At 68.7% G+C, this 23,929-nt stretch carries 35 protein-coding genes; 18 read left to right on the top strand and 17 right to left on the bottom strand.

Annotated elements, in window-relative coordinates:
* Positions 1-22: 22 nt before the first annotated feature.
* The gene (locus RYH79_RS10505; protein ID WP_370898858.1) at positions 23-358 is read right to left on the bottom strand and encodes a hypothetical protein; all 336 of its coding nucleotides are present in this window, start codon (positions 356-358) and stop codon (positions 23-25) included.
* Positions 359-439: 81 nt separating this feature from the next.
* Here RYH79_RS10505 and RYH79_RS10500 point away from each other — a divergent pair, with 81 nt between their 5' ends.
* Positions 440-904, top strand: coding sequence for a hypothetical protein (locus tag RYH79_RS10500; protein ID WP_370898856.1), 465 nt, complete (start codon positions 440-442; stop codon positions 902-904).
* Here RYH79_RS10500 and RYH79_RS10495 read toward each other — a convergent pair.
* Positions 896-2,107, bottom strand: a complete 1,212-nt coding sequence (locus RYH79_RS10495; RefSeq protein ID WP_370898854.1) for a hypothetical protein — start codon at positions 2,105-2,107, stop codon at positions 896-898. The two genes, RYH79_RS10500 and RYH79_RS10495, sit on opposite strands and share 9 nt — an antisense overlap.
* 99 nt (positions 2,108-2,206) lie before the next feature.
* On the opposite strand from RYH79_RS10495, the gene RYH79_RS10490 reads away from it, so the two are divergent.
* Positions 2,207-2,383 (top strand): hypothetical protein, encoded by a 177-nt coding sequence (locus tag RYH79_RS10490; RefSeq protein WP_370898852.1) that lies wholly within the window; start codon positions 2,207-2,209, stop codon positions 2,381-2,383.
* A gap of 13 nt (positions 2,384-2,396) precedes the next feature.
* On the opposite strand, the gene RYH79_RS10485 is transcribed toward RYH79_RS10490, so the two are convergent.
* From RYH79_RS10485 to RYH79_RS10460, 6 genes are all read right to left on the bottom strand, one after another.
* Positions 2,397-2,744, bottom strand: coding sequence for a hypothetical protein (locus RYH79_RS10485; RefSeq protein ID WP_370898850.1), 348 nt, complete (start codon positions 2,742-2,744; stop codon positions 2,397-2,399).
* A 67-nt stretch (positions 2,745-2,811) separates the two neighbouring features.
* Complete coding sequence (locus RYH79_RS10480; protein WP_370898848.1) at positions 2,812-3,363, bottom strand: hypothetical protein; 552 nt, start codon at positions 3,361-3,363, stop codon at positions 2,812-2,814.
* Positions 3,364-3,626: 263 nt separating this feature from the next.
* Positions 3,627-4,460: a hypothetical protein gene (locus RYH79_RS10475; protein WP_370898846.1), complete on the bottom strand. Its 834-nt coding sequence runs from the start codon at positions 4,458-4,460 to the stop codon at positions 3,627-3,629.
* Positions 4,461-4,593: 133 nt separating this feature from the next.
* Positions 4,594-5,115 (bottom strand): NUDIX domain-containing protein, encoded by a 522-nt coding sequence (locus RYH79_RS10470; protein ID WP_370898843.1) that lies wholly within the window; start codon positions 5,113-5,115, stop codon positions 4,594-4,596.
* A 39-nt stretch (positions 5,116-5,154) separates the two neighbouring features.
* Complete coding sequence (locus tag RYH79_RS10465; RefSeq protein ID WP_370898841.1) at positions 5,155-5,400, bottom strand: hypothetical protein; 246 nt, start codon at positions 5,398-5,400, stop codon at positions 5,155-5,157.
* A gap of 5 nt (positions 5,401-5,405) precedes the next feature.
* Positions 5,406-6,254, bottom strand: coding sequence for a hypothetical protein (locus RYH79_RS10460; RefSeq protein ID WP_370898840.1), 849 nt, complete (start codon positions 6,252-6,254; stop codon positions 5,406-5,408).
* An 88-nt stretch (positions 6,255-6,342) separates the two neighbouring features.
* Between RYH79_RS10460 and RYH79_RS10455 the strand changes: the two genes are divergently transcribed.
* Together RYH79_RS10455 and RYH79_RS10450 are read left to right on the top strand one after the other, a co-directional pair.
* A complete protein-coding gene (locus RYH79_RS10455) occupies positions 6,343-6,696 on the top strand; it encodes a response regulator (protein ID WP_370898838.1) in 354 nt (117 codons plus the stop codon).
* A gap of 277 nt (positions 6,697-6,973) precedes the next feature.
* Entirely contained in the window at positions 6,974-7,369 is a 396-nt protein-coding gene (locus RYH79_RS10450; protein WP_370898836.1) for a hypothetical protein, read from the top strand.
* On the opposite strand, the gene RYH79_RS10445 is transcribed toward RYH79_RS10450, so the two are convergent.
* Positions 7,366-8,118, bottom strand: coding sequence for a GTP cyclohydrolase III (locus RYH79_RS10445; RefSeq protein ID WP_370898834.1), 753 nt, complete (start codon positions 8,116-8,118; stop codon positions 7,366-7,368). The two genes, RYH79_RS10450 and RYH79_RS10445, sit on opposite strands and share 4 nt — an antisense overlap.
* A gap of 95 nt (positions 8,119-8,213) precedes the next feature.
* Here RYH79_RS10445 and RYH79_RS10440 point away from each other — a divergent pair, with 95 nt between their 5' ends.
* Together RYH79_RS10440 and RYH79_RS10435 are read left to right on the top strand one after the other, a co-directional pair.
* Entirely contained in the window at positions 8,214-9,029 is an 816-nt protein-coding gene (locus RYH79_RS10440; RefSeq protein WP_370898832.1) for an HAD-IIA family hydrolase, read from the top strand.
* Between the two features lie 269 nt (positions 9,030-9,298).
* Positions 9,299-9,592, top strand: coding sequence for a DNA-directed RNA polymerase subunit L (locus RYH79_RS10435; protein ID WP_370898830.1), 294 nt, complete (start codon positions 9,299-9,301; stop codon positions 9,590-9,592).
* Here the strand turns inward: RYH79_RS10435 and RYH79_RS10430 are convergent, their stop codons facing one another.
* A complete protein-coding gene (locus RYH79_RS10430) occupies positions 9,593-10,150 on the bottom strand; it encodes a DUF1684 domain-containing protein (RefSeq protein WP_370900860.1) in 558 nt (185 codons plus the stop codon).
* A 185-nt stretch (positions 10,151-10,335) separates the two neighbouring features.
* On the opposite strand from RYH79_RS10430, the gene deoC reads away from it, so the two are divergent.
* The 6 genes from deoC to RYH79_RS10400 all read left to right on the top strand — a co-directional run bounded on the left by deoC (position 10,336) and on the right by RYH79_RS10400 (position 14,649).
* Complete coding sequence (gene deoC, locus RYH79_RS10425) at positions 10,336-10,995, top strand: deoxyribose-phosphate aldolase (RefSeq protein ID WP_370898829.1); 660 nt, start codon at positions 10,336-10,338, stop codon at positions 10,993-10,995.
* 244 nt (positions 10,996-11,239) lie between these two features.
* Complete coding sequence (locus RYH79_RS10420) at positions 11,240-11,542, top strand: hypothetical protein (protein ID WP_370898828.1); 303 nt, start codon at positions 11,240-11,242, stop codon at positions 11,540-11,542.
* Positions 11,543-11,629: 87 nt separating this feature from the next.
* Positions 11,630-13,786 (top strand): NAD-dependent DNA ligase LigA, encoded by a 2,157-nt coding sequence (gene ligA / locus RYH79_RS10415; RefSeq protein WP_370898826.1) that lies wholly within the window; start codon positions 11,630-11,632, stop codon positions 13,784-13,786.
* Positions 13,787-13,862: 76 nt separating this feature from the next.
* Positions 13,863-14,189, top strand: a complete 327-nt coding sequence (locus RYH79_RS10410) for a ribbon-helix-helix domain-containing protein (protein ID WP_370898824.1) — start codon at positions 13,863-13,865, stop codon at positions 14,187-14,189.
* The gene (locus RYH79_RS10405; protein ID WP_370898822.1) at positions 14,186-14,437 is read left to right on the top strand and encodes a hypothetical protein; all 252 of its coding nucleotides are present in this window, start codon (positions 14,186-14,188) and stop codon (positions 14,435-14,437) included. Before RYH79_RS10410 ends, RYH79_RS10405 begins: the two co-directional genes overlap by 4 nt.
* A complete protein-coding gene (locus RYH79_RS10400) occupies positions 14,434-14,649 on the top strand; it encodes a hypothetical protein (protein WP_370898820.1) in 216 nt (71 codons plus the stop codon). Before RYH79_RS10405 ends, RYH79_RS10400 begins: the two co-directional genes overlap by 4 nt.
* A gap of 12 nt (positions 14,650-14,661) precedes the next feature.
* Here the strand turns inward: RYH79_RS10400 and RYH79_RS10395 are convergent, their stop codons facing one another.
* Positions 14,662-15,480 carry an MBL fold metallo-hydrolase gene (locus RYH79_RS10395; protein WP_370898818.1) on the bottom strand — a complete coding sequence of 273 codons (819 nt, stop codon included), beginning with the start codon at positions 15,478-15,480 and terminating at the stop codon, positions 14,662-14,664.
* Between the two features lie 80 nt (positions 15,481-15,560).
* Positions 15,561-15,947, bottom strand: coding sequence for an LIM domain-containing protein (locus RYH79_RS10390; protein WP_370898816.1), 387 nt, complete (start codon positions 15,945-15,947; stop codon positions 15,561-15,563).
* 103 nt (positions 15,948-16,050) lie between these two features.
* Here RYH79_RS10390 and RYH79_RS10385 point away from each other — a divergent pair, with 103 nt between their 5' ends.
* Both RYH79_RS10385 and RYH79_RS10380 read left to right on the top strand, forming a co-directional pair.
* Positions 16,051-16,758, top strand: a complete 708-nt coding sequence (locus RYH79_RS10385) for a V-type ATP synthase subunit D (RefSeq protein WP_370898814.1) — start codon at positions 16,051-16,053, stop codon at positions 16,756-16,758.
* A gap of 182 nt (positions 16,759-16,940) precedes the next feature.
* Positions 16,941-17,333, top strand: coding sequence for a DUF6276 family protein (locus tag RYH79_RS10380; RefSeq protein WP_370898812.1), 393 nt, complete (start codon positions 16,941-16,943; stop codon positions 17,331-17,333).
* A gap of 275 nt (positions 17,334-17,608) precedes the next feature.
* On the opposite strand, the gene RYH79_RS10375 is transcribed toward RYH79_RS10380, so the two are convergent.
* From RYH79_RS10375 to RYH79_RS10355, 5 genes are all read right to left on the bottom strand, one after another.
* A complete protein-coding gene (locus tag RYH79_RS10375) occupies positions 17,609-17,872 on the bottom strand; it encodes a hypothetical protein (RefSeq protein ID WP_370898810.1) in 264 nt (87 codons plus the stop codon).
* Positions 17,873-18,048: 176 nt separating this feature from the next.
* Positions 18,049-19,305, bottom strand: a complete 1,257-nt coding sequence (gene prf1, locus RYH79_RS10370; protein WP_370898808.1) for a peptide chain release factor aRF-1 — start codon at positions 19,303-19,305, stop codon at positions 18,049-18,051.
* 83 nt (positions 19,306-19,388) lie between these two features.
* Positions 19,389-20,156, bottom strand: coding sequence for an SDR family NAD(P)-dependent oxidoreductase (locus tag RYH79_RS10365; RefSeq protein WP_370900858.1), 768 nt, complete (start codon positions 20,154-20,156; stop codon positions 19,389-19,391).
* A gap of 191 nt (positions 20,157-20,347) precedes the next feature.
* Positions 20,348-20,536 (bottom strand): hypothetical protein, encoded by a 189-nt coding sequence (locus RYH79_RS10360; protein ID WP_370898806.1) that lies wholly within the window; start codon positions 20,534-20,536, stop codon positions 20,348-20,350.
* A gap of 75 nt (positions 20,537-20,611) precedes the next feature.
* Positions 20,612-21,250 carry a hypothetical protein gene (locus RYH79_RS10355; RefSeq protein WP_370898804.1) on the bottom strand — a complete coding sequence of 213 codons (639 nt, stop codon included), beginning with the start codon at positions 21,248-21,250 and terminating at the stop codon, positions 20,612-20,614.
* 261 nt (positions 21,251-21,511) lie between these two features.
* On the opposite strand from RYH79_RS10355, the gene RYH79_RS10350 reads away from it, so the two are divergent.
* From RYH79_RS10350 to RYH79_RS10335, 4 genes are all read left to right on the top strand, one after another.
* Entirely contained in the window at positions 21,512-22,507 is a 996-nt protein-coding gene (locus tag RYH79_RS10350; protein ID WP_370898802.1) for a radical SAM protein, read from the top strand.
* Between the two features lie 150 nt (positions 22,508-22,657).
* Positions 22,658-22,939 (top strand): 50S ribosomal protein L44e, encoded by a 282-nt coding sequence (locus RYH79_RS10345; protein WP_370898800.1) that lies wholly within the window; start codon positions 22,658-22,660, stop codon positions 22,937-22,939.
* A 2-nt stretch (positions 22,940-22,941) separates the two neighbouring features.
* Positions 22,942-23,115 (top strand): 30S ribosomal protein S27e, encoded by a 174-nt coding sequence (locus RYH79_RS10340; protein WP_370898798.1) that lies wholly within the window; start codon positions 22,942-22,944, stop codon positions 23,113-23,115.
* Positions 23,116-23,251: 136 nt separating this feature from the next.
* On the top strand, positions 23,252-23,908 hold the full coding sequence (locus RYH79_RS10335) for an SHOCT domain-containing protein (RefSeq protein WP_370898796.1): 657 nt from the start codon (positions 23,252-23,254) through the stop codon (positions 23,906-23,908).
* The last annotated feature ends 21 nt before the right edge of the window (positions 23,909-23,929 follow it).

The following is a 23,929-nucleotide window of genomic DNA, read 5'->3' as shown; positions in this document are numbered from 1 at the left end:
CCCAGCGGCTTGACGGCTTCGGCTACACCACGAGCAGCGTCACGACGACACTCCAGACGAGTGTGCCGCCGCCGACGGCCGCCAGCGCCGTCGACCGACCGACCTCCCCCGGGGTCGGAACCGGTCCGTCGTCGCCGTGGAGCGATCCCATCGCCGACACCTCTGTCTCCGGTGCCCCGGCGCCCGGGGCGTCGACGCCGCCGGCGACGCCGACGACCAACGCCGCCAGCCCGAGACCACCGGTGACGATCACCGCCACGTTCGAGGCGACGAGGAGGACTGCGCCGACCACCAACCCCCCGCCGACCCCACCGTACGTCAGTGCTACCGCCGCGAGCGCACGTACTGCCTGTCGCACGGTCGTGGCTACGACCAGGACGGATCAAAGTCTTCCCCCGACCGCCACAACGACTACACTCGCGGACCCGCAAGCCCGGGCGTGTCAGGGACCGATCCGACTACCGACGACCGACCGCCGGCCGTCGGCGATCACTTCGCGGTCACGGAGAAGACGAGCGGGAACGACGCCTCCGACACGACCCACACCCCCGGTGTCTACCGAGTCGTCGGCCACGGCGACGGGAGCGTCACGCTCCTCCGAGTCGGCGACGCGGACGGCCGACGGGTCCACACCGGGGAGGTCGTCGCGGTCGCGTCGCTGGCGGGGTTCGAGCCGGCGACAGCGCCGACGGGTGGTGGCGGCGCCGGCGAGCGACTCCGCGACGGCGTCTGGGAGCTGCGGGCGTTCGGGAGCCAACTCCGGCGTCACCCGGTCGCGGCCGTCCTGGCGGCTGCTCCGCTCGCTGTCGGGATCACCGACGCCGTCACCGGTGCGGTCGCCGGCGGACTCATCCTAGCCGGCGCCGGGGGGCTGGCGGCAATCGGCAGCGGCCGACTACCCTAACAGCCGGGCGAGCCAACTGCGGGCCCTCGTCCGCGAGCTTCCCACCTCCTGCCCGGAGGCGAGAGAGATTCGCTCGATGCGGAGGTTGAACGCCGTCCCCGGCCCCCAGCCGTCGGCGATGTCGCCGGCCGAGGGGGGATCGCGGGCTACTCTCGCCTCGCCGCCCGTCCGTTTCCAGAGGTACAGCGTGTCGCCGACGGCGAACGTCCCGTCGAACTCGCCATCGTAGTAGCCGGAGTCGTCGTAGGCGCCGATGTCCACGTCGCCCACGAGGTCGACGCCGTCCTCCAGCGTGATCGCCACCGCCCGACTCCCGTCGGTGAACGCGCTCGTGAGGACCGGAGCGTTCGCCTTCGCCGTCGACAGCCAGCCCGGCCGGGCGACGCTCGTCTCGCCGACGCCCGTGGTCTCGACGCCGAACTCCTCCGTCTCCGTCTCGTCGCTGTCGTCCTCCTCGGCGGTGACGCTCGCGGACATTCGGCGGACGATCCCGGACTCGGCGATCAGGCAGTCGCCGAGCACCTGTGTCACCTCGAACGGCTTCAGGTAGTACCGACTCAGCGGGCTGTCCCGGAAGACGGACGGGTCGGCGACCCCGTCGGCGACCGCTCGGAGGTACTGACTGCCGTCCCGTCGGACGACGCCGTCGATCGTCCACTCGCCGCCGCTCGCGAGCGTCGAGACGGTGTCGGCGCCGACCACCCGCTCGCGCCTGAAGTTCCGGGGTACCGTCTCCCGGTAGTCGTACACCCGTCGCCCCCCGACGGGCGCCCGGAGGTAGAACTGTCCGTCGGCGACGAACCCGTCGCCGCCGTACTCGTCGATCCTGAGCGCCATCCGGTCGGGGGTCACTCTGGCGGTGAGCCCCCGGTAAGAGTTCTGGCGTTCCACCTCGAACGACTCGAACGCGAGCCGGGACTCGTGTGCTCGCCCGAGTGCCCCCGTCAGCCCGTCCGAGCTCGTGCCCGGCGGGTACTGGAACTCCCCCGGCGCCGGCGTCGCTGTCGGTGACTCCGTCGGCGTCGGTGAGTCGGTCGGTGTCGGCGAGTCCGTCGGCGACGCCGTCTCCGTCGGACTCTCCGTCGCGGTTCGTGCCCGTGTCCGCGCCGGTGACGCCGTCTCGGTGCCTCCCCCGCCGGCGAGTTGGAGACAGCCGCCGGACAGCCCCGTCCCCAACACTGCGAGTGCCCTCCGTCGATTCACGTCCGCCCCGTCGCACCGGACACACTTGTATCGTCGGGCGGCGGCGTCCGACCGTTGTGAAACGAAAAGCCCTATCTCCGCGCCGGCGTAGGGTCGAGTATGGGCTTGTTCAAGCACCTCGTCAACGGTGTCGTGTCGCTCGCGATCAGTGTCGGCGTGACGATCAAGCTGGCCGACAACGACGACGGTCCCTGGGACCTCTCGGAGGTCGCGGTCGCCGTCGCACTCTCCGCGTTCCTCTCCGGCTTCTTCACGAGCTTCTTCGCCGGAGAGTGAGCGGCGACCCGGGTCACGGCAGTCGGAGCCGCCCGGCGTACTCGTGGACCCCGTCGTCCGTCCCGGCGTACTCGTAGGCGGCCGGCGGTCGAACCCCCCACGCCCGGAGCCTGTCGTCGACGCCGTCGACGATCGTCCGGACGTACGACCCTCGTTCGCGGAGCGTCGCCGGCTGTCGGGCGTGGGTCACGTGGAACCGACAGTCTGCGGTAGCGCCGGACCCCCCCTCTGCCGGCGGGTCGACGGCCAGCCGGAGGTCCCCTCGGAGCCGTTCGCGCACCGGCGGCGGCGACCCCTCCAGGTGACCGCGGCCGAAGGCGTCCAGCGCCGCCAGCGCCTCGTCCGGGACGTGGTTGGTCACGGGTAGACGACGGGTCCGAGCGTGAAACCGTCGACGGTCGACCACGCGACGGAGCGTCGGCGGTCGGCTACCCGACGAACCGCCGGAGACGGTCCAACAGCCCCGGCGTGTCGCCGCCGGGCAGTTCGCGCGCGACGGCGTCCAGCTCCGCGTCGTCGAACCGGTCGTCGCCGCGGGCGTCCGCGAGCCACGACGCCCACTCGTCCGGTCCCAGAACGCCGCTCTCGCTCGCCTCCCACTGGTCCGCCAGCGCCGCCCGGTCGTCGAATGGCACGTCCATCTCCCCGCCGCCCCAGTACAGCGGTGAGAGGTAGAAGTCGGGAGGCTCGGGGCCCGGAGACTGCCGTGTGGACTCGCCTGTCCGCTCCACTCCGTCGCCGGCTCCGTCCGCCGACCCCGTTCCGTCGCCGACTCCGTCCGCCGACCTCGTTCCGTCGCCGGCTCCGTCCGCCGACCTCGTTCCGTCGCCGGCTCCGTCCGCCGACCTCGTTCCGTCGCCGGCTCCGTCCGCCGACCGCTCCTCGTCGACAGGGACGTACCGGTAGGGGTAGCCGTTGTAGAGGAACACGTCGTCGGGGGAGACGACACTCCCGTCGGGCAGTTTCAGCGTGTCGGTCACGGTCGTCGTTGGTGCTGGAGCGCCTTGAGCCGTCCCCCTCCCGTCGGCGCTCTCGCCGCCAGCGACCGCCACACTCCCGTCGTGCCGACCACGGCCGGGGACTGGAGCCGTGGCCGTCGAGTCGCTCCCCGGGGCGTGTGGCGACCGACTCCGCCGACTCGACGACGGTCGGACGGCCGAACTGTAGCCGCAGACAGGAGAGTCGTAGCCACGAGCGGCGGAGTCGGAGCTACCGGTACAGAGTCGTGGCCAGGGACAGCAGATCAGCCCCGTGTCCGGGCGTCGTCGTCGACCGGTTCCGGCGTGACCGCGCCCGGCTGGAACCGGTACCGGAACTGGTAGCTGCCGAACGCCGCCGTCTCCCGTCCCTCGATTCGTTCGCGGGCCGAGACGACCACTCCCGCGTCCGTCACCCGGACGGTCGCGGCGTAGCTCGTGACGTTCTCCGCGGCAACGAGCTGTCCGCCGCCGTAGCTGTCGGCCCGCAGCGTGTACACCCGACCGCCACCGGTGCGAGTGACGTTCGTGAGCCGGTAGTCGCCCCGCGACAACAACCCGCGGAGCGGGTTGCTGGCGGTTGCGAACCCGGTGAGCGCCAGTTCGAACGCCTCCGAGCGGGCCCGGACGTTCGACAGCCGTACCTCGCCGTCGACCGTCACTCGCTGGGTGACGTTCGTCGCGTTGGCGTACAGGACGGTTCGACGGCTGCGCTGGTCGTCGCCGAGGTCGCCGGTCGCGCGACTGTCGTACCGCACCCGCGAGAGGTTCGCGGTCGCCGTCGTCGTGGTCTCCGTCTGGAGTGTCCGTCCGCCCAGCGTGGCGTTCGTCGCCGTCAGCGTCCGCCCCGGCGTCCCGAGCGACGCCTGCCGGTGGGTCTCCAACAGCCGTGTCGCGTTCGTGACGCCGTCGCGGCTCACGCCGGGCGGCAGCGCGTCTGCGGCCACGGTCGCGGCCGTGGCCTCTCTCGTCGTGTTCGTCGTCGCGCCCGCGTCGTCGGGACCGGTCGCCGCGCCACAGCCGGCGACGAGCAGGAGTGCGACGACACACAGCGTAGCGAGTCTCGGACGGCCGCGGGAGCCGCCGGTGTGTGCGTTCACCTCCGTTCGCTGTGGCCGGTCGGGGAAACGTCCACCGCAACGGCTCAGCCCGTGGGACACGCGACCGAGCGACGAACTGCCCGGAGTCTCGGCTGCTCGACGCGGCCGTGCCGGGAGTGCCGACGGGAGTCGATCAGGGTGTGTCGGCGACGAGCCGTTCGGCGAGTTCGCGGTACCCCGGCTCCATCCGCTCGCCGGCGGCGTCCAGTTCGTCGAGCCGCCAGAACCGGGCGGCGGCGGCGTCGCTGCCGGCGACCGGGTCGCCGGTCGTCGTCGCCGCCGCCGGGGCCGCGTACACGACGACCAACGCGGGCGACCGCTCCGGGTGAGTGACGTGACGTGTCGTCTGGAGCGACAGGTCTGCGGGGTCGACGCGGACCCCGGTCTCCTCGCGCAGTTCCCTGACCGCACCCTCCGGGGCCGGCTCGTCGTGTTCGAGGAAGCCGGCGGGCAGACTCCAAGCGCCGACACCGGGAGGTGCGGTCCGCTCGACGAGCAGGAGCGCAGAGCCGTCGACGACGAACACCCCGGCACACGGCTTCGAGTTGCGGTAGCGTGGCCGCTCGCACGCCGGACAGTACGCCCGCTCGCGGCCCTCGATTCGGCGGCCGTCGAGTTCGGTCCCGCAGTCGACACAGTAGCTGGGGGCCGACATTCGGCCGTGCGTCGTGTCGGGGGGCGGATAACACCTCGGCTACACGACGAGTTCGGCGACGACGAACCCGACCGCCATCGAGGCGAACAACGCGAGATAGAAGAGGAGTGGCGCGACGCGGTCGGTCAGGTCGCGGTCGACCTCGTGGCTGGCCTGGTGGACGCTCGACAGCTGTTTCGTCGGCTGGACGTCGAGTCGTCTGAAGACGCCGAGACAGGCTAGGAACGTCGGGACGGCGACGACCATCGTAACGACGGCCCGGAGGAGGTCGGTGATCGGTGTCACGGCGGTCACTCGACGAGGACGCGGTCGAAGAACGCCGGGTCGCCGGCGGTGGTGTTGTAGACGGACAGTCCGATCTCGGCGGGGCTGTCGAGGACGGACTGCCGGACGGACAGCTCCGGCGTCCGGGTGTCGGTCTGGAGGTCACGGACGGAGAACCGGAGCCGGTCCGTCGAGCGCCAGTCGACCCGGAACTCCAGCCAGCCGCCGCTCGTGAGGACGCCGCCGGCGTCGCGCCGACCGAGCGTGTTCGTGTTGTTCGCCTCGACGGACAGGCGGTCGTTCCACCCGGAGTAGGCGAACTGGAGGAGACCGCCGGGGCCGTCCGTGCCGAACACGCCGGCGCCGGCGAGGCTGACGGACGGTGAGCGCTCGGCCAACTGGGGGAGCCGTGCGCGGACGGTCAGCGTCTGGCCGGGGGCGACGACCGGGTCCCGGGTGACGGCGTAGGCGGTCGTCTCGGCGGCGTCGAACCCCCACCGGAGCGCGCGGGTGTCGTCGTAGCCGCCGTTGTCGGCGACCGTCACCGTCGCGCCGTCGCTGGCGAGCGGCTCCAACACCCAGTTGACCGTGCCGCGCTCGAACCCGTCGGTGAACGTCGGGCGAGCGGTCTGGGTCGGAGTGTCGGTCGGGGTGTCCGTCGCCGTCGGGCTGTCGGTCGGGTCCGGTGTCGACTGGCCGTCCGTGTCGCGCTCCGTGGCCGACGCGGTCGGCGTCCGCGTGGCCGTCGGCGACGGCCGTGTGGCGGCGGCCGGCTCCGGTGTCGGCTCGTCGCTGAGTTGGAGACAGCCGGACGGACCGGCGAGAGCGACTCCGGCGGTCTCCAAGAGGCGTCGACGAGTGGGTCGGTCTGACATCGTCCGGCTACAGACCGAGGCGGAGTAAAAAACGTCGGGCGTCGGAACCCCGTAGTTCAAGACCACCGGGTACGAACCGCCCGGAGAGATGCAGCGTGTCCTGATCGTAGACGACTCCGGGTTCCAACGGACGCTCGTCCGTGACGCAGTCAGCGAGGAGTACGAGGTCGTCGGCGAGGCGGAGAACGGCGCAGAGGCCGTCGACAAGTTCGAACAGCTCTCGCCCGACGTGGTGACGATGGACATCATGATGCCGGCCACGAACGGGGTCGAGGCGACGGAGGAGATCAAGTCCCGGAGTCCGGACACCACGATCGTGATGATCACGAGCGTCGAGCAACGGGAGATGATGAAGAAGGCAGTCGCCGCCGGTGCCGACGCCTACGTCACGAAGCCGTTCGACGGCGACGAGGTGTTAGAAGAGCTCGCGGGCGTGGTGTGACGGCCGGAGACGGGCGACGACTGCGACCAGCCGGAGTAGGACCGAGTGGGACGACTGCGACCAGCCGGAGTAGGACCGAGTGAGACGACTGCGACCAGCCGGAGCAGGGCTAGGCGAGACGGGCGCGACCGGCTGGAGAACAACCGGATCGTCGGACAGCACACGGCGACGACACGGGGTACGCGACGACCGTCCGTTATCGAACCCGATAACGAACCGGGAACGTTTATATCGGTGACAGACGACGTTCACGACGAGCGGCACCTGGGACCGACCGATGCACGGACACACACTCCGAGGAACGGACCGGGGGATCACGCCCGGAATCGCCGTGGCGGCGCTGGTGGCTGTCTCCGTCACGCTTGCGGCCGTTCTCGGGACCTGGATGCTGACGACGACACCGGGGGGTGTCGGGACAGTCGACGCCCAGACGGAGATCGTGTACGAGGGGGGTGAGATCACCGTCCAGTGGACACAGGAGGGGACCGCCGGCAGGCTCCGGGTGGCCGTCGGCACGGAGGTGCGGACGATCACGGCGGTGGGTGACGAGGTGACGCTGCCGGCGTCGCCGGACCAACAGGTGGTGGTCGTCGCAGAGCGGTCGGACGGTGACGCGGCGGTGATCGCCCGGGGTGACACGGGGAGCTACCGGGAGAGCGACTCCTTCTTCTAGACGATCTCGACAGTCGTCCCGTCGTGTCGGCAGTCCTCCAGCGCGTGTTTGGCGTCCATCCCGGCGTCGTGGGCGGTCCGACCGGTGCCGACGCCGACCTTCAGTTCGACGCCCGCCTCCTCGCCGACGGTGTCGACGGCCGCTCGGTAGTCGTCCGCCGAGAGGTCCGGACACGCCGCGATCACGTTGTCGCCGCCGACGAAGAACGCGAGCGCCCCGTGTTCCGTCCGGAGGTGTCGCATCAGACTGGCGTAGCCGGTCTCCACCTCGACGAACGTGTCGAACTCGGAGATCCGGTCGGTGTACTTCTCGGTCGCGTCGTCCACGTCGAAGTGAGCCACCTGCACGTCGTCCGGACCCGGCTCCGTGTGGAACTCGCCGTCCAAAACCTCCGTGCGGTCGGGCGACTGGGCGCTCCCGGCCGCTTGGATGCGCTCGGAGGCGGCCGCGAGCGCGTCGGCCGGCTGTTCTGCCACGCCGACACCGACACTCACCGTCACCGGGTAGCGGTTGGCAATCGACTCCTGGAGCGTGCGGTGGGCCGCGCGGTCGATCCCGTTCGTCACGGCGACGACGTTGTCGCCGCGGGCGTAGAACGCGTAGCCGTCGCGCCCGCCGACGAACTGCGCGACGTCGGCGTACAGCCGCGACTGGAGGGTCTGGAGGTCCATCTCTCGCCGTGGCTCCGGCGTCACCGTCCACGGGCCGTAGTTGTCGATCTGGAACTGCGTCGCCTGCGTGAGCGTCACTGTTGATCGTACCTGGGGACGATGACACAAGGGTGTTACCGTTCACGAATGTGTGACGGGGAAAGAGGGATAGCCGGCGGCGGCGAAACGACGGCGTGATCGGAGGCGTCGTGTTAGACGTGGACGGTACGGTCGTACGGGGCGGTGAGCCGATCCCGGGGGCACCGGCGGCGGTCGACCGCCTGCGCGCGGCCGGACTCCCGGTGGTGTTCTGCTCGAACAACCCGACAGCCGGGCCGGCGGCGTACGTCGACCGGCTCGGCGGCGCCGGGATCGAGGTAGACGGCGAGGCGGTGGTGACGGCCGCGACTGCGACGGCGGCGTACCTCCGCGCCAACCACGCCGGAGCTTCGGCGTACGTGTTCGGCGAGGACAGCGTCGAGGACCGGCTCCGGGAGACGACGGAGCTGCGACTCCTGTCGGAGCCGGGGCCGGCGTCCGTCGTCGTCGCCACGATCGACTACGACTTCGGCTACGACGACATGCGGCTGGCGATCCAGACTGTCGACGACGACACGGCGTTCGTCGGGACGGACCCGGACCCGGTGATCCCCGCGAGCGAGGGGCGAGTGCCCGGCTCCGGCGCCGTCGTCAACGCGCTCGCGGGTGTGATCGGCCGCGAGCCGGACGCCGTCCCCGGGAAGCCGTCGGCCACGGCCGCCCGGCTCGTCCGCGAACGACTCGGTGTCCAGGGCGAGGACCTGCTCGTCGTCGGCGACCGGCTGTCGACGGACGTCGCGCTTGGAGAGCGGCTCGGCGCCGAGACGGCACTCGTCGGGACCGGCGTCACCGACATCGACGGCGACGGAGGGGGCGTCACCCCCGCCGCGGACGGCGACCCGGAGCCGGATCACGTCTGCGCGTCGCTGGCGACGGTCGTGGACCGGGTGTTGGACCGGGAGCAGACGTGACCCCCGTAGCGTAACCCGTCGTCTGCACGCGTGTGCGCCGCCACCGAACAGTTGTACCCGTGAACGGAGTCGGCATTCGTGGCGGAGACAGCCTCACCGTACGTCTACAGACGGGTCGGCCGAGCCAGTGAGGAGTCGCGGGAGACGGCGGACGTGGTCGTGGTCGGCGACGGGCGGTCGACGACGAACCGGGGGTCCCGGGACGGAACGGAGCCGGGGGGAGTCGCCGGAACGCAAGGTACAAGCGCGGACCGAGCGAACCCGGGCGTATGGAACTGCGGGTCGTAGACAAGACGGACGCGGAACTCCGCATCGAAATCGCGGGCGAGAACCACACGTTCATGAACGTCCTGAAGGGGTCGTTGCTCCGGACGGAGGGGGTCGCCGCGGCGACGTACGACGTGAACCCGGAGCAGTCCGGGGGCCAGACGGAACCGATTCTCTCGATCAACACGGAAGACGGCGTGGACCCGTTGGACGCCCTAGAGGAGGCTGCCGACGGCGTCTCCGCCCAGATGGCGACGCTGGCCGACGACATCGAGACCGCGTTCGCCGAGGCGTAGCTAGGTCGACGGCGCTCGCTCCCCCGCCCGGACCGGCACGTCGAGCCAGTTGTCCGTCGGGACGAGCGGACACTCGTACGCGTCGGCGTACGCACAGAACGGGTTGTACGCTCTGTTGAAGTCCACCACCCAGGCGCCCGTCTCCGTCCGGTCGTCCGGCTCCTCCAAGTCCAGGTAGCGACCGGCGGGGTACGTCTCCTCGCCGCTGGTGGCGTCCCGGAACGGCAGCCACAGCCGACCCTCACCCCCGGGCGGACGGAAGGCGGTGAGCGTGACCGTCTCGCCGCCGACCGACAGCTCGAACGTGCCGGCCTCCAGGTACGTCTGCTGGCCGTCCTGGGTCGTCTCGACCGTGATCTCCTCGGGGTCGTCGAACGGCTCCAGCTCGACCTCGAACCGGAGCGCCGGGTCGACGTCGTAGTACGACAGGCCGTCGAACCCCTCGCGGCGTTCTCCCGGAATCGGCGACCGCGGGTGCTCGCCGAAGAACTCGTCTTTCTCCTCCCGCTCCTGGCGGACCTGTGCCGCGTAGTCGCCGGTGTCCGTGTCTGTATCGATGTCGCTCACTCTCGGACGTGGGCGCCCCAGCGGCTTCAAGCCGGGTCGCTCGTGACTCGCGGACGCACGAGAGGACCGTGTGACTCACGAACGCCCGCGGTCGACGGACACACGAGACAACGGTCGATCTCGCGGCCGTCCGTGGTCTCGAAGGCTTTTCCTCGGGGGCCGGCGTGTCGGCGACCGTGACGGACGACCACCGGTCGCTCGCCGAGTTCGCGGCGACCATCGACCACACCGTGTTGGGGCCGGAGACGACGCTCGCGGACGTCCACGTCCTCTTGGACGAGGCGGCGGCGCACGGCACCAACGCCTGTCTCCCGCCGTGTTACGTCGCCGAGGCCGCGGAGTACGCCCCCGAGACGACGCTGGCGACCGTGATCGGCTTCCCCCACGGCCAGCACGCGACTGCGGCGAAGGCGGCCGAGGCCGAGCGCGCCCACGCCGACGGTGCCGACGAACTCGACGTCGTGGTCAACGTCGGCCGCCTCCAGGCCGGCGAGCAGGCGGCCGTCCAGGCGGACCTCGCGGCCGTCGTCGACGCCACACCGCTCCCGGTGAAGGTGATCGTCGAGACCGCGCTGCTGTCGGACGACCAGAAACGGACTGCCGCCGAGGCCGCCGTCGCCGCCGACGCCGACTACCTCAAGACCTCGACGGGCTTCGCCGACGCCGGTGCGACCGTTCCCGACGTGGAACTGCTGGCGGAGTACCTCCCCGTGAAGGCCAGCGGCGGCGTCGGCAGCTACGAGGCCGCCGTGGAGATGCTGGCGGCCGGTGCCGAGCGGATCGGGGCCTCGTCGGGCGCCGAGATCGTCCGTGGACACCCCGACTTCGAGGAGTGACCCGTCCGATCGGTGTCCCCGAAGTCGGTAGCCGGGGTAGCGGTCGTGGGGCTGCGACTCCAACGGGTACGTCCGGTGGCGCCCCGGAGCCCGGCTACGGGAGGGTGGAGTCCTCCCGAGCGGAGTGAGCGACGAGCCGGACCGTCTCCCGTCGACGCCGAAGCGATAGCCGTGTGGCTCCCGTCTCGTTCGGAGACACCGCTCGATCCCCAGAGTCAAGCCGGCCAACGGGCTACGGACGGGTGTGGACAGACCAGAGGTCTCGCCCGCGCTGGCGGGCTACGCGCTCGCACTGCTCCAGGGACTGCTCGCCGTCGTCGCGCCGCGACGGTCGATCCGGCTGTCGACCGTTGGCTACCGCCTCGGCTTCGAGGGGGTCGAGGGGCTCCGGGCGCGCCCGTGGCTCGTCCGTGCGACCCGCGTCTGGGGGCTGGGGACGGTCGTCGCCGGCGTCGCGGGCGTGGTCGTCGAACTCCGTGCCGACCCGGACGACCCGACGCCGGCGCTCGCGGACGTGTTGCCGGGCGGCGACGGTGACGCGGAGTGACCCCGGCGCGGACAGCCGAACGGAGAATTTTCCGCCGTGGCTCCCGCGGACAGTAACGCTTAGGCCGACCCCGCGACAACGCTGTCTGTGACCGACACCGACAGTCTCGTGGCCGATCTCCGGTTCGCGGAGCCGGACAATCCGTACCTCCGCGACCCGGGCACCTCGTTCCACCCGGTAGACGAACTCGACCCGGAGACGGCCCGCGAGCAGGCGGCCGTCCTCCGAGACGCCGTCCGGGAGCACGACGCCCGGTACTACACGGACGCTGACCCGTTGGTGTCCGACGCCGTCTACGACACGCTGTTCGAACGACTCCAGACGCTGGAGGAGACGTTCGACCTCGACAGAGAGGGGTCGCCGACGCGTCGTGTCGGCGGCGAGACGCTGGACGAACTGGACACCGTCGCGCACGTCACCCGGATGCTGTCGATCCAGCAGTCCGTCGACGCCGACGAGGTGCGGGAGTTCGACGACCGGGTCCACCGCGAGGTGGGCGACGTGTCGTACGTCTGCGAGCCGAAGTTCGACGGGCTCTCCGTCGAGGTGGTGTACGTCGACGGCGTCTACACCCGGGCGGCGACCCGTGGCGACGGCGACGAGGGGGAAGACGTGACCGAACAGGTTCGGACGATCCGGTCGATTCCCGAACGGCTCGCGGGCGACCCGCCGGGGTTCCTGGCCGTCCGCGGCGAGGTGTACGTCCCGCGGCCGGCGTTCCGCGAGCACAACCGCGAGCGGGTCGAGCGGGGCGAAGAGCCGTTCGCCAACCCCCGGAACCTCGCTGCCGGCACACTCCGGCAGCTGGACGTGTCCGCAGTCGCCGACCGCCCGCTCGACTGTTACTTCTACGACGTGCTGGGCTGGCGGGCGACGGCGCCGGCGACGGCCGAACCGTTCTCGGAGGTCGAAGACGACGACAGCCGCCCGGACACCCAACGAGCGGAGACGGCGGCCCTCGATCGGTTCGGGCTCCGGACGGTCGACCGGTCGGAACACGTCGGGGAGATCGACGGAGCGCTCGACTACCGCGACCGACTGCTCGACGACCGCGAGGAACTGGACTACGAGATCGACGGCGTCGTGATCAAGGTGGACGACCGTGCCGCCCGCGAGGAGCTGGGAGCGACCAGCCGGGCGATCCGGTGGGCGTTCGCCTACAAGTTCCCCGCGCGCCGCGAGGTGACCCGCGTCACGGACGTGGTCGTCCAGGTGGGCCGGACCGGCCGACTCACTCCCGTCGCGTTGTTGGACCCGGTGGACGTGGGCGGCGTGACGGTCGCCCGCGCCAGCCTCCACAACCCGGAACAGATCGCCGAGTTGGGCGTCGGCGTCGGCGACCGGGTTCGGGTGAAACGCGCCGGCGACGTGATCCCGCAGGTGACGGAGGTTGTCGACGACGGGGACGACGGTCACTTCGAGTTCCCCGACACCTGTCCCGTCTGTGACAGTCCGGCAGAGCGCGACGGCCCGGTCGCGTTCTGTACCGGCGGGCTGTCGTGTGACGCCCAGGTGGCGCGGACGATCCAACACTACGCCTCTCGGGGCGGGCTGGACATCGAGGGGCTCGGCGAGGAACGGGTCGAACAGCTGCGCGAGGCGGGACTGCTCGACAATCTCCCGGATCTGTACCGCCTGCCGGAGCGGCGCGGAGCGCTCGCGGGCCTCGGCGGCTGGGGGGAGACGAGCGCCGACAACCTGATCGCCGAGGTTCGGGCCAGCCGGGAGCCGCCGTTGCCGGAGTTCCTGGCCGGGCTCGGGATCCACGAGGTCGGTGAGGCGACTGCCCGGAACCTCGCTCGGGAGTTCGGCGACTTCGAGACGTTCCGGTCGGCGACGGTCGACGAACTCGTCGCCGTCGACGACGTGGGCGAGACGGTCGCCCGGACGATCCGAGAGTTCCTCGACAACCCGGACAACGCGGCCGTGATCGACGAACTGCTGGGGTTCGTCGACCCGGAGTCCGTCGAGACGGACGACGACGGCGACGCGCTCGCCGGGCTGACGTTCGTGTTCACCGGGTCGTTGTCCGAGCCGCGGCGGGTCGCGTCGGACCTCGTGGAGCGACACGGCGGCTCCGCCACCGGCTCCGTCTCCGGCAACACGGACTACCTCGTCGCGGGCGAGAACCCCGGCCAGAGCAAGCGCGACGACGCCGACAGCGAGGACGTGCCCGTGGTCGACGAGGACGGGTTCGCGGACGTGCTCGCCGAGCGGGGAGTCGACTGGCCGCCGGCGGAGTGAGCGACCCCGTCCGACCCCCCATACGGCGTCGATCCACGCCAACGCTGAAATTGTCGTAGTACGGTCGTAGCACACGATGGAGTACGCCAACGTCAGTGTGCGGTTCCCCCGGGATCTCGACACGGAGATCGAGCAGTTGGTGGCGGAAACGGGGCTGTACACGAACAAATCGGAGTTCGTCAAGGAGGCGTGTCGACGACGACTCACGGAGCTTCAGCGGGAGCCGGGCGTCGCGGCGCTGCGTCTCGAACGGCTCCTCGAACGCGCTGACGCCGGCACCGCGGACCACGAGGCGGTCGACAGTCGGCTGTCGGAGTTGGCGGCCGCGGTCGACGACGACGAACTCCAGTCAGCCGTCACGGCGGCCCGCGAGGAGACCGCAGAGCGACTGCTCGACGAGTGATCGTTCTCGACTCGAACCTGTGGGTGTTCGGGACGCTCGAAGCGAACGACCGCGCCGAGCACCTCCTCGACGAGATCGAGGCTGGCAGCACGACGTCTGCGCCGTCGGCGTATATGCTCGAAGAGGTTCTGAGCGCCTTTGACCGGGTGCCGGGGCTGTCGGGGGCGGAGCGCGACCGACTCGTGACGGCGTTCTGTCGTCGCCTCTCACGGATGGGCTCGTCGAGGCACCGTCACGGCGCGACGTGACTGATCGACTGCTCGAAGAGACGCGAGCGGCCACACACACTCAACTCCTGTCTGCCGTCCTCGGTGTCGAGGCGAAGGACGTGCCGATCCTCGTGCTGGCGTACAGACACGCCGACCGGGAGCCGACGATTCTCACGAACGACGAGTCGTTCGCACGGCTGGATCTCACACGGCAGGGCGTGCCAGAAATCGAGATCGAACACGTCAGCTGAATCGACCAGTGGTCAAACGACCGCCGTCTGGAAGTCTTCCCACACCTCGTACCCGAGGTCGCTCGCGTGCGCCTCCAGCGCGGCGGTGTGCAGTTCGGCCTGGTGTTCCGACACGTTCGTCGGGACGACGCGGTCGGCGTCGACACGGGCGACCTGCTCGCGGAGTTCCTCGGCGTCGGCGTGGAGCTCGGGACCCAGCAGCGACCCCTCGACGAACAGGAGGTCGACGGACGGCAGCGGGTTCGGGTCCAGGCTGTTCGCGTCCGGTGCGTACGCGACGGCCGCCGTCTCCGCACTCGGACCAGAGCCGCCGTCGTCCCCGCTCGGCCCGGTGACGACGTACCCCTGCGTGTGGAACAACGGCCCGCCGTGGTCGACGCGGAACGGCTCGACCGTGAGCGGGCCGACCTGCTCTTCTTCGCCGAGGTTCAGCGCCTCGAAGTCCAGCCGCTCCGTGAGGTGTGGGGTCTGGGAGTGGACGTGTTTGAGCACGCTGTCGTTGCCGTAGACGGTCAGGTCGTCCGCGAGCGGGTGGGGGTGGTCGTAGTCGTCCTCGTTCCAGACGTGTTGCTCGTACTGCGTGTGGTTGAGCTCGTGGACGCCGTGGAAGTGGTCGTAGTGGGCGTGCGTGGCGAAGACGCCGTCGAGACTCGTCGTTCCGGTCGCGTGGAGGCCCTCGGTCACGTCCGGTGGCACGTCGAGGAGGACGGTCGTGTCGCCGGACTCGACGAGGAGCCCGGGGCGACGCCGACGGTCGCTCTCGGTACAGTACTCGCAGTCGCACAGTGGGGCCGGGACGCCGAGGGCGTCGCCGGTCCCGAGACAGGTCACGTTCACGTCCGACGCTCGGACGGGCGGGCCGGAAAGCGACGACGAAGGTGCAGACGATCTGTTCGGCCCGGCACCGAACGTCACTCTCGACCGTCGCCCACCGAGTCGACGCCGCTGTACTCTCGCACCTCCACTCCACCGAGCGTGAGCGCGTCGGGGTCGAACCCCTCCTCCGGGTCGAAGTCGCCAGTCGGCTCCAGCGTGGCTGCGACGAGCGCCTGATCGTCGCCGTGGACGCTCGTCAGCGACACCAGCTCCGTGGGTGCGTCGTCGGCACACCGGAACGACGCCGGGCGCCACCCTTCGGACCCCCGGCGCAACAGGACGGTCACACGGTCGCCGGCCCGGAGTGCGGTCGCACACCGAGCACACCGGACCTGGTCCCGTCGGTAGGCGGTCGGTAGCCCACTCCCGGCGACGGACAGTCCCGTCACCGCACGCGCCAGATACGCTGTCTCCTCCGTCACGCCCCGACAGACGGGAGCCACGGGCTTGAACCCTCGCTGTCGAGGGGCGGTGTCGGTAGACTGGAAAGGATTAACCACCCGCGGCTACAATCGCCGCCAACAGATGGCCGAGGACGTCAAACCGACCCGGAAGAACCTGATGGAGATCGAAGACCGGATCGAACTCTCCGAGCGGGGCCACGACACGCTCGAACAGAAGCGTGACGGGCTCATCATGGAGTTCATGGACATTCTCGACCAGGCCCAGGACGTGCGTTCGGAGCTGGAGGCCGACTACGAGCGCGCCCAAGACCGGATCAACGTCGCCCGTGCGCTGGAGGGTGACGTGGCCGTCCGCGGCGCCGCAGCCGCCCTAGAGGAGTACCCGGAGATCACGACCCAGTCCAACAACATCATGGGGGTCGTCGTCCCGCAGATCGACTCCTCGAAGGTGAAGAAGAACATCGACGAGCGGGGGTACGGTCTGCTGGGGTCGTCCGCCCGGATCGACGAGGCCGCAGACGCCTACGAGGAGCTGATCGAGTCGATCATCCTCGCGGCCGAGGTGGAGACGGCGATGAAGAAGATGTTAGACGAGATCGAGACCACCAAGCGCCGCGTGAACGCCCTGGAGTTCAAGCTGCTGCCGGAGCTCCGCGACAACCAGGAGTACATCGAGCAGAAGCTGATGGAGCAGGAACGCGAGGAGATCTTCCGGCTGAAGAAGATCAAGGCGAAGAAGGAAGAAGAGGAGAAAGAGGAACGCGAAGCGGAGGCGGCCGAAGCCGAGACCGAAGAGGAGTCGGTCGAGCGGCTGTCTGCCGACGACTGACGGCTTCTGGCGTCGACACCGGTTCTTCGTTCTCTGTCGTTCCCGACGGTGTCCAGCGCCGTTGCACCTGGCGTCGACGGATCGGCCACACCGTCGGGTGAGCGGAGGAGTGACTGCGACGCTCGACCGCCCCCCTACTCACGTCACACAGCGTTTTCTCCCTGGCCCACACAGTCCCGACCGTGTCAGACTGCGCCTGCGACCCCGCACCCGTCGCGTTCCGTGTCCCGCCCGTCCTCTACGAGGTCGCCCCCGGGGAGACGGCGGCCATCTGCCCTCGGTGTCTCGCCGTCGGGGCTGCCGACGCCGCGGTAGCGGAGCCAGCCGACCACCCGGCGTTCGACCGCGTCGACGAGACGTTTCCGGACGACTACGGCGGTATCGCGGTCGCGTTGCTGTTGGGAAAGCTCCCGTCGTTGGCCGTCGAGAAGCCCGCGATTCGGACACTGCGCGACCACGCCGAGCGTGCCGGGGTGGACGTGCCACTGACGCTGGACCGACTCGTCGCCGCGCCGGACGTGGAGCCGGCGTTCGCGCTCGAACGGAAGATCGTCCAGATGGAGCAGTTGGTGTAGTTCGGTTCTCTTCTCTGACGATCAGGTAGTCGTCCGAAACAGTTCCTCTGTCTAGAATCAGATATCTAGTACTGGACGGCGAACGGCCCGTTGGAGGTGTTCGACCCGTACGACCTCTTCGGGAAGTCGGTGCCGGGGAGTCTCCTCGCGTTCGGACTCCTGTCGTTGCTTCCGGCTGAAATCTTCTCAGGTGGTGGTGGGGAACGCGGGCTTCCGACGTTGGCGAGTCTCGCCGTCGGGGTCGTCGGTGTACTCCTCGTGAGGTTGGTGGTCGGTCAGGGTGTCAACACGCTCGCTGACGACACCACGCAGAAGAGAACGACGGCCAGACGCTCGTCGGAGCCAAGTTCAAACCCTACACGTACGGGAGCTACTCCGAACGAGTCGCCGAAACACTCGACGCAATCGATCGCCGCGACGATGTCGTCGTACGCCCGGACTTTCACCACGGAAAACGAACGGATGCGTACCGATTCACCGACGAAGCTGACTCCCTCAATCTCCCGGAGCCTGCCGCAGACATCGTCGTCCGGCTCCACGAGGCGACGAAGTCGAAGGCGAACGAAGAACTGGCAGAGTGGAGTGAGGAGTCGTGGCTCTACCGCGAGATCGAGTACGACGAGCCGATGGACTTCGCGGAGTACGCCACGAAGGTGAACAACGGCGAGATAGAATCCGACATCGAGTCAGAGTTCCCCGAGGCGAAGCCGGACGCTTAGACACCCGTCTCGTACCGCAACAGCCCCGCAACCCCACCGAAAGCGTCCAGCAGTTGCTCGCCCTTCTCGAAGTCGGTGGAGATGAACTTCGTCTCCGTGCCGCGTTGCTCGGCGATGTCGATCAGGTGTTCGACCACGTCCTCGCGCTCCTGTGGCTCGGCGGCCTCGCCACAGACGGAACACTCGTGGTCGGGCGTGTCGCGCCGGCGGTCGACGAGGTCGAACTCCTCGTGACCCTCCGGACACTCGTAGGCGACGACGTCGTCGTGGACGTCCTCCGAGAGGAGGAGCTGGTCGACGGCGCCCATCACGAGATTCTGACGGGTCTGGTCGAACCCGTAGGTGGCCTCGCCGCCGCTGTGGAGGTTCTCGAAGAACTCCTCCATGAGGTTCTTGTCCTCGACGATTTCCTGGTCGGCCAGCGCCTCCTGGCCGGCGTCGACGAGGTCGTGGAGCCCGGACTCGTCCGTGTACGCCACGTCGAACTTCCCGAGGACGAGGTCCTGGAGCTCGTGGTGGAGGTAGTCGCCGTCCAAGAACTCGTCTTTCGTCGGTGAGGGCCCACCGACGAGGACACCGTCCAGTTCGTGACGTTCGGGGACGAACAGGTCGTTGGCCATCCCGGCGACCTCCTGGTAGAAGTTGTCGATCGCCTCCAGCCGGAGTCGGGCGAACCGCTGGGCGGACTGACCCCCTTTCCGTTGCTTGCCGGGGACGAGCGAGGAGGCGGACTTCACCGCCTCGACGCGTTTCCCCTTCAGCCAGCCGACGTTCGCCTCGCGGCGGTCCAGGACGACCAGGCCGAACAGACCCTTGTCGCCCATCATCTCCTCTAACGGCTCCGTGAGGAAGTCGGAGTCACAGTGGTACCGGAACGACTGGATCGGCTCCGGCGGCGACTCCAACACCTTCGTCACCATCTCCGTCCGACCGCCGCCGGAGTCGACCGCACCGGAGAACAACACCATCCCGTTCTCGGGAGCCTTGGTGTCGTAGTACTTCAGTCGATCCTTGATCGACTTGAGGGCGTCCTGGACGTTCGTCCGGGTCTGTTTGGACTTGATGTTGGACGCCTCGCTGTGTTCCTGGGTGACGTGGGCGACGACGTCCGAGATCTGGTGGTCGTCGGGGACGTAGATCGTGACGAGCTGGGTGCCGGACCCCTCGAAGTCGTCGAGTTCCTCCAACACCTTCCGGAACTCGTACTCCCGGCGGTCGTCGCTGGGGCCGCCCGTCTCGACATCGCTACTCATTACGCTCACACTGGCCGGCGTGGCTGTAAGTAGGTGTCGAATACTGTGGTCGGTTCACACGCCGAAACGACCCGTCCGAGCCCTCACGACGGGAGCTCTTCGGCCGGCGGGACCCCCTGTGCGACGAGCGTCTCACCGGTGACGTAGCTGGCGGCGTCGCTGGCGAGGAACCGCGCGAGGTCGGCGATCTCCCGGCTCTCCCCGATCTGGCGGTCGACAGTCTCGCGGTCGATCTCGTCGGCAGAGACGCCCATCTGTCGCTCCACGCCCGGGGTTGCGACGTAGCCCGGCGCGAGGCAGTTCACCCGAACGTCGCGGCCGGCCCACTCGACGGCGAGTGAACGCGTCAGATTCTCGAGGCCGGCTTTCGCCGCCGCGTAGTGGCTCATGTACGGCGCGCCTCGTTGGCCCGCCACCGACGAGACGTTGATGACGGTGCCGCCGCCGTCCGCGAGGTGGCCGGCCGCCTCGCGGGCACACGTCGCCGCGCCCGCGAGGTTGATCTCCAGAATCGTCCGGAACCCGTTCTCGGAGATGTCGTCGAACGACGCCACGAACGAGGCACCGGCGTTGTTGACGAGCGTGTCCACGCTGCCGAACTCGTCGACGGTCGCCTCGACGAGCGCCTCGACCGCCGGCGGCTCCGTCACGTCACACTCCACGCCGAGACAGTCGCCGCCCGGCCCGGCCCCGATCGCCTCCGCGACCGGATCGACGTTCGCCTGCTCGCGCGAGCAGATCACCACGTCCGCGCCGTCGGCCGCGAACGTCTCGGCGACGGCGCGCCCGATCCCGCTGGAGGCGCCCGTGACCACTGCCGTCTGTCCTGCCACCGAGAACCGTTCCTGGATCGCCGTCGGCGTGTCGACGGTCGACACGTCGGGGTCGTCTGCCTCCGGGTCGTCCGTCGCTACGTCGTCCGCGTCGCCGTCCGCGTGGCTGTCTGTGTCTGTCACGGTCGCCGGGTGGGTGTGTGGCGACTTGAGTCTGTCTACGCCCGGACCCGACCAGAGCGCACAGCCGAAGTACGACGCTGTCCGACTTAGATTCGCAGTTCTACAACAGACTCGTGACGGCCGACCTGTGTCGTCGTCCCGACGATTTTCTCCCCGTCGACCGGCACCATGACCTCGTCACCTTCTGTAACTCCGTCTTCGGCACCTGCAGAGACGACAACGGTGTACTCGTTGATCCTGACTTTCGACTCGGTCAGGCGTGGTGCGACGCTCATCTCTATCCCGGTGTACTGGGTGACAGAATATAAGTTGCGTGGGTGAACCGACGCAGATTGTCTTGGATACACATTCTAATTCTCGAACTCCTCACCGACCCACCGCGAAATAGCACGCCACTGATCGACACTGAACTCGTTGATCTGTCCCCGATCTTCCACTTTTTCGAACGGACTCTCGAGCTCGGTCTCTTTCGCTGACTCTGTTGTCCCGGTGTTCTCACCACTGAAGTGTTCACGAGCCTTCTGAGCCAAATTGTCTCTTCTCTTGTCCTGTGAATCTATGTACCAGTTACGAACAGATAGAAAGACGACGACTCCCTCCCTATCACCGGTTGTCTCCGACACGTCCGTCACTTCCACAGTTCCCAGCCTCAAGTGGTATGTGTCGACATCCTTACCTATGGCGTTCCCTCTAATCGGTGCTTCGATGTACAGCCGGAATCTCAGTCCAGTGTAAACGTACTCAGTCCCCTGGAGCACTTGCGCCCGGAAGTTACCCTCGCCCTCGAACGTCAGCTCGATTCTGTCCGAGCCCTGTTCGATAAACTGCTTTCTCTTGTACAGGTCTCTCGCACGGCCGGCAAGATTCGGTGTCACAATAGCTCGGTACACGGGTTCTAGCCCAATCCGGCGAAGGAGCTTGTAGTCTGTGCTGAGAACCGTCACTCCGGCGCTGAAGCCAGCGACGTTGTACGGTCTAGAGAGGCTCACCAAGCAGAGTCCCATGAGAGCGAGTAGGCAGAGGGTCACAACGGACTTGCGCGAGACTAGATCCGTGTCGGCAACACGAGTACGTGCCCTCCTCAGACCTCGTTTCAGTACAGCTCGTGGAGAACTCCGCGACACTGTTGATCCTGTTTGCTCTCCGTTCGCTCATAAACGAACCGTTCTATCGGTGGTGCGTACAGAGGGGGTTCCGACAGACGAAACCCACACGTCTTTAGTCCGTCCGTCGGCAACCATCGACGACGAATGATCTCGAAGGGGTGTGAACAGTGCGCGAAGGGCGGGAAGATGGTGTTGTTCGTCTACGGCTACTGTGACCAGCGGGACTGTTTCTACTGTCCGCTCGGTGAGAACCGGAAGAACGTGAACACGGTGTACGCCAACGAGCGCGAGGTGACGTGTGACGAGGACGTGCTGACGGAGGCCCACCGGATGGACGCGCTCGGCACCTCCATCACCGGCGGTGAGCCACAAGAACGGCTCGACCGGACGTGTCACTACCTCTCGTTGTTGAAAGACGAGTTCGGCGAGGACCACCACACCCACCTGTACACTGGGATCACCGGTGGGCGCGAGAACATGCGCCGGCTCTCGGAGGCGGGGTTAGACGAGATTCGGTTCCACCCGCCGTACGAGCTGTGGGGCGACCTCCACGGGACGGAGTGGGAGGACATTCTCCATGTCGCCCGCGACGAGGGGCTCACCCCCGCCTTCGAGATCCCCGGCATCCGGCCGGAGCCGGAGTTCCTGGAGTTCCTGGACGAGGGTGCCGCGGAGTTCTGTAACATCAACGAGTTCGAGATGTCCGACGGCAACTACCGCCGGATGCAGGAGCGTGGGTTCGAGCTCCAGGAGGACCACATGTCCGCCGTCGACGGCTCTCGCGAGGAGATCCTAGACGTGATGGGCGACCACGAGAAGGTGTACTTCTGTACGTCCGTGTTCAAAGACGCCGCCCAACACCGCAACCGGCTGAAACGGATGGCACAGAACGTCCGCCGGCCGTTCGACGAGGTGACGGACGACGGCACGCTCGTCTACGGGAAGACGTACACCAACCCCGACCGACTGAAGTCGTTGGGCGTCCCCGAGGAGTTCTACAGCGTGAAGTCCGAGCACGTCGAGGTGGCGTGGTGGCTGCTGGAGGAGATGGTCGACGAGGGCGACGTAGACGACGGCCAGATCGTCGAACAGTACCCCACCGTCGACGGCACCGTCGTCGAACGGACGCCGCTGGCGTAGCCCCGCCGCCGTGGCGTCGAACTGAGTGCCCGAGCCGAAGCGGCCGACACCGACCGCCGAGTCGGGTCGTGGTCGCGTCCGACCGTAGGCAGCGAACCGTACCTGTTTTAACCACCCGCGCGGAAGTGGGTGACAAGAGGCGATTTCGCTATGGAGATGCCACGTCGAATGAACACGTACTGTCCACACTGTAACGCCCACCACGAACACGAGGTGGAGAAGGTCCGCCGCGGCCGCGAGACGGGGATGAAGTGGACCGACCGCCAACAGAAGCGCGGCACGTCCACCATCGGCAACTCCGGGAAGTTCTCGAAGGTGCCCGGCGGCGACAAGCCGACGAAGAAGACCCACCTGAAGTACCGGTGCAGCGACTGCGGCAAGGCCCACATGCGCGAGGGGTGGCGCGCCGGCCGACTCACCTTCCAGGAGTAACGATGGCTGGCAACTTCTTCACCGTCCGGTGTGCGGACTGTGAGAACGAACAGACGGTGTTCGGCAAGGCCGCCTCCGTCGTCAACTGCGCGGTCTGTGGTACGACGCTGGCTCAGCCGACCGGCGGCGACGCCGAGTTCACCGGCGAGGTCGTCGAGACCGTCGAACGACGGTAGACACGCCGTTCGAGCGGTTCTCTGCCTCTCGACCGTCGCCCCGCAGCCGCGGGCCAGCCGCCCCGGTGTGTCTCACTCGTCGGTACTCGGAATCGGCCCCCGTGATTTTTCAACACGCCTGCCGTCACACCGTCCGATGGCAGACCCCGCAGACGGCCTCGCCGACGCACGCCAGTGGCTGCGGCGTGCGGCCACGCTCGTCAACCGAGAGCCGGAGCTCCAGCGTCGGACCGGCCTGGCGCTCGCGGCGGGGGTCGCCGTGGGGCCGATCCTGAACGTGTTGGACTACGGTCTCGCGCTCGGGGTCGTGCTCCGCGGGGTCGGCTGGGGACTGTTGATCGGCGCCTTCTTCGTCTTCCTGATCGTGAACAACCGGATGGAGGCCGTGTTCCCGGACCACGGCGACGACGAGACGGACGAGCAGGAGCCGGACGACTCTCTCCGGAGTCGGTACGTCGCCGGCGAGATCGACTACGAGACGTTCCAGCACCGGCTGGACGAGCGGCTGGCCCAGCCCGTCGACGCCGACGGCGCCGCCACGGCGGAGCCGGACCCCGCGGACGCGGTCGCGCTGCTGCGAGCCCGCTACGCCCGCGGCGAGATCGACGAGGCGACGTACCGCGACCGGCTCGAAACCCTCCAGGAGACTGCGGACGACACGGCGGAGACGGACTCGGACGCGCCGGACGCGGCCACGGGCTCGAACGCGACGACCCCCGACGCGGCGGGGGCGACGGACGGGAGTACGACCGGCCCGACCCCGACCACCCGCGAGCCCGAGCGAAACGACTAACTCTCGAACGGCCCCCGTGGC

The sequence above is a fragment of the Halobaculum sp. MBLA0143 genome (genome assembly GCF_041361465.1).
In the GTDB taxonomy this organism is placed as follows: Archaea; Halobacteriota; Halobacteria; order Halobacteriales; family Haloferacaceae; genus JAHENP01.
Note: the sequence above shows the minus strand (reverse complement) of the source record. Positions and strands in the feature narration are given on the sequence as shown.

Bases quoted from the DNA above. Each gene is read 5' to 3' on its own strand.
- RYH79_RS10385 (WP_370898814.1), top strand. From the start codon at position 16,051: ATGGCCGAGGACGTCAAACCGACCCGGAAGAACCTGATGGAGATCGAA.
- RYH79_RS10490 (WP_370898852.1), top strand. From the start codon at position 2,207: ATGGGCTTGTTCAAGCACCTCGTCAACGGTGTCGTGTCGCTCGCGATC.
- RYH79_RS10345 (WP_370898800.1), top strand. From the start codon at position 22,658: ATGGAGATGCCACGTCGAATGAACACGTACTGTCCACACTGTAACGCC.
- RYH79_RS10455 (WP_370898838.1), top strand. From the start codon at position 6,343: ATGCAGCGTGTCCTGATCGTAGACGACTCCGGGTTCCAACGGACGCTC.
- RYH79_RS10360 (WP_370898806.1), bottom strand. From the start codon at position 20,536: ATGAGCGTCGCACCACGCCTGACCGAGTCGAAAGTCAGGATCAACGAG.
- prf1 (WP_370898808.1), bottom strand. From the start codon at position 19,305: ATGAGTAGCGATGTCGAGACGGGCGGCCCCAGCGACGACCGCCGGGAG.
- RYH79_RS10335 (WP_370898796.1), top strand. From the start codon at position 23,252: ATGGCAGACCCCGCAGACGGCCTCGCCGACGCACGCCAGTGGCTGCGG.
- RYH79_RS10435 (WP_370898830.1), top strand. From the start codon at position 9,299: ATGGAACTGCGGGTCGTAGACAAGACGGACGCGGAACTCCGCATCGAA.
- RYH79_RS10470 (WP_370898843.1), bottom strand. From the start codon at position 5,115: ATGTCGGCCCCCAGCTACTGTGTCGACTGCGGGACCGAACTCGACGGC.
- RYH79_RS10350 (WP_370898802.1), top strand. From the start codon at position 21,512: ATGATCTCGAAGGGGTGTGAACAGTGCGCGAAGGGCGGGAAGATGGTG.
- RYH79_RS10340 (WP_370898798.1), top strand. From the start codon at position 22,942: ATGGCTGGCAACTTCTTCACCGTCCGGTGTGCGGACTGTGAGAACGAA.
- RYH79_RS10450 (WP_370898836.1), top strand. From the start codon at position 6,974: ATGCACGGACACACACTCCGAGGAACGGACCGGGGGATCACGCCCGGA.
- RYH79_RS10410 (WP_370898824.1), top strand. From the start codon at position 13,863: ATGGAGTACGCCAACGTCAGTGTGCGGTTCCCCCGGGATCTCGACACG.
- RYH79_RS10460 (WP_370898840.1), bottom strand. From the start codon at position 6,254: ATGTCAGACCGACCCACTCGTCGACGCCTCTTGGAGACCGCCGGAGTC.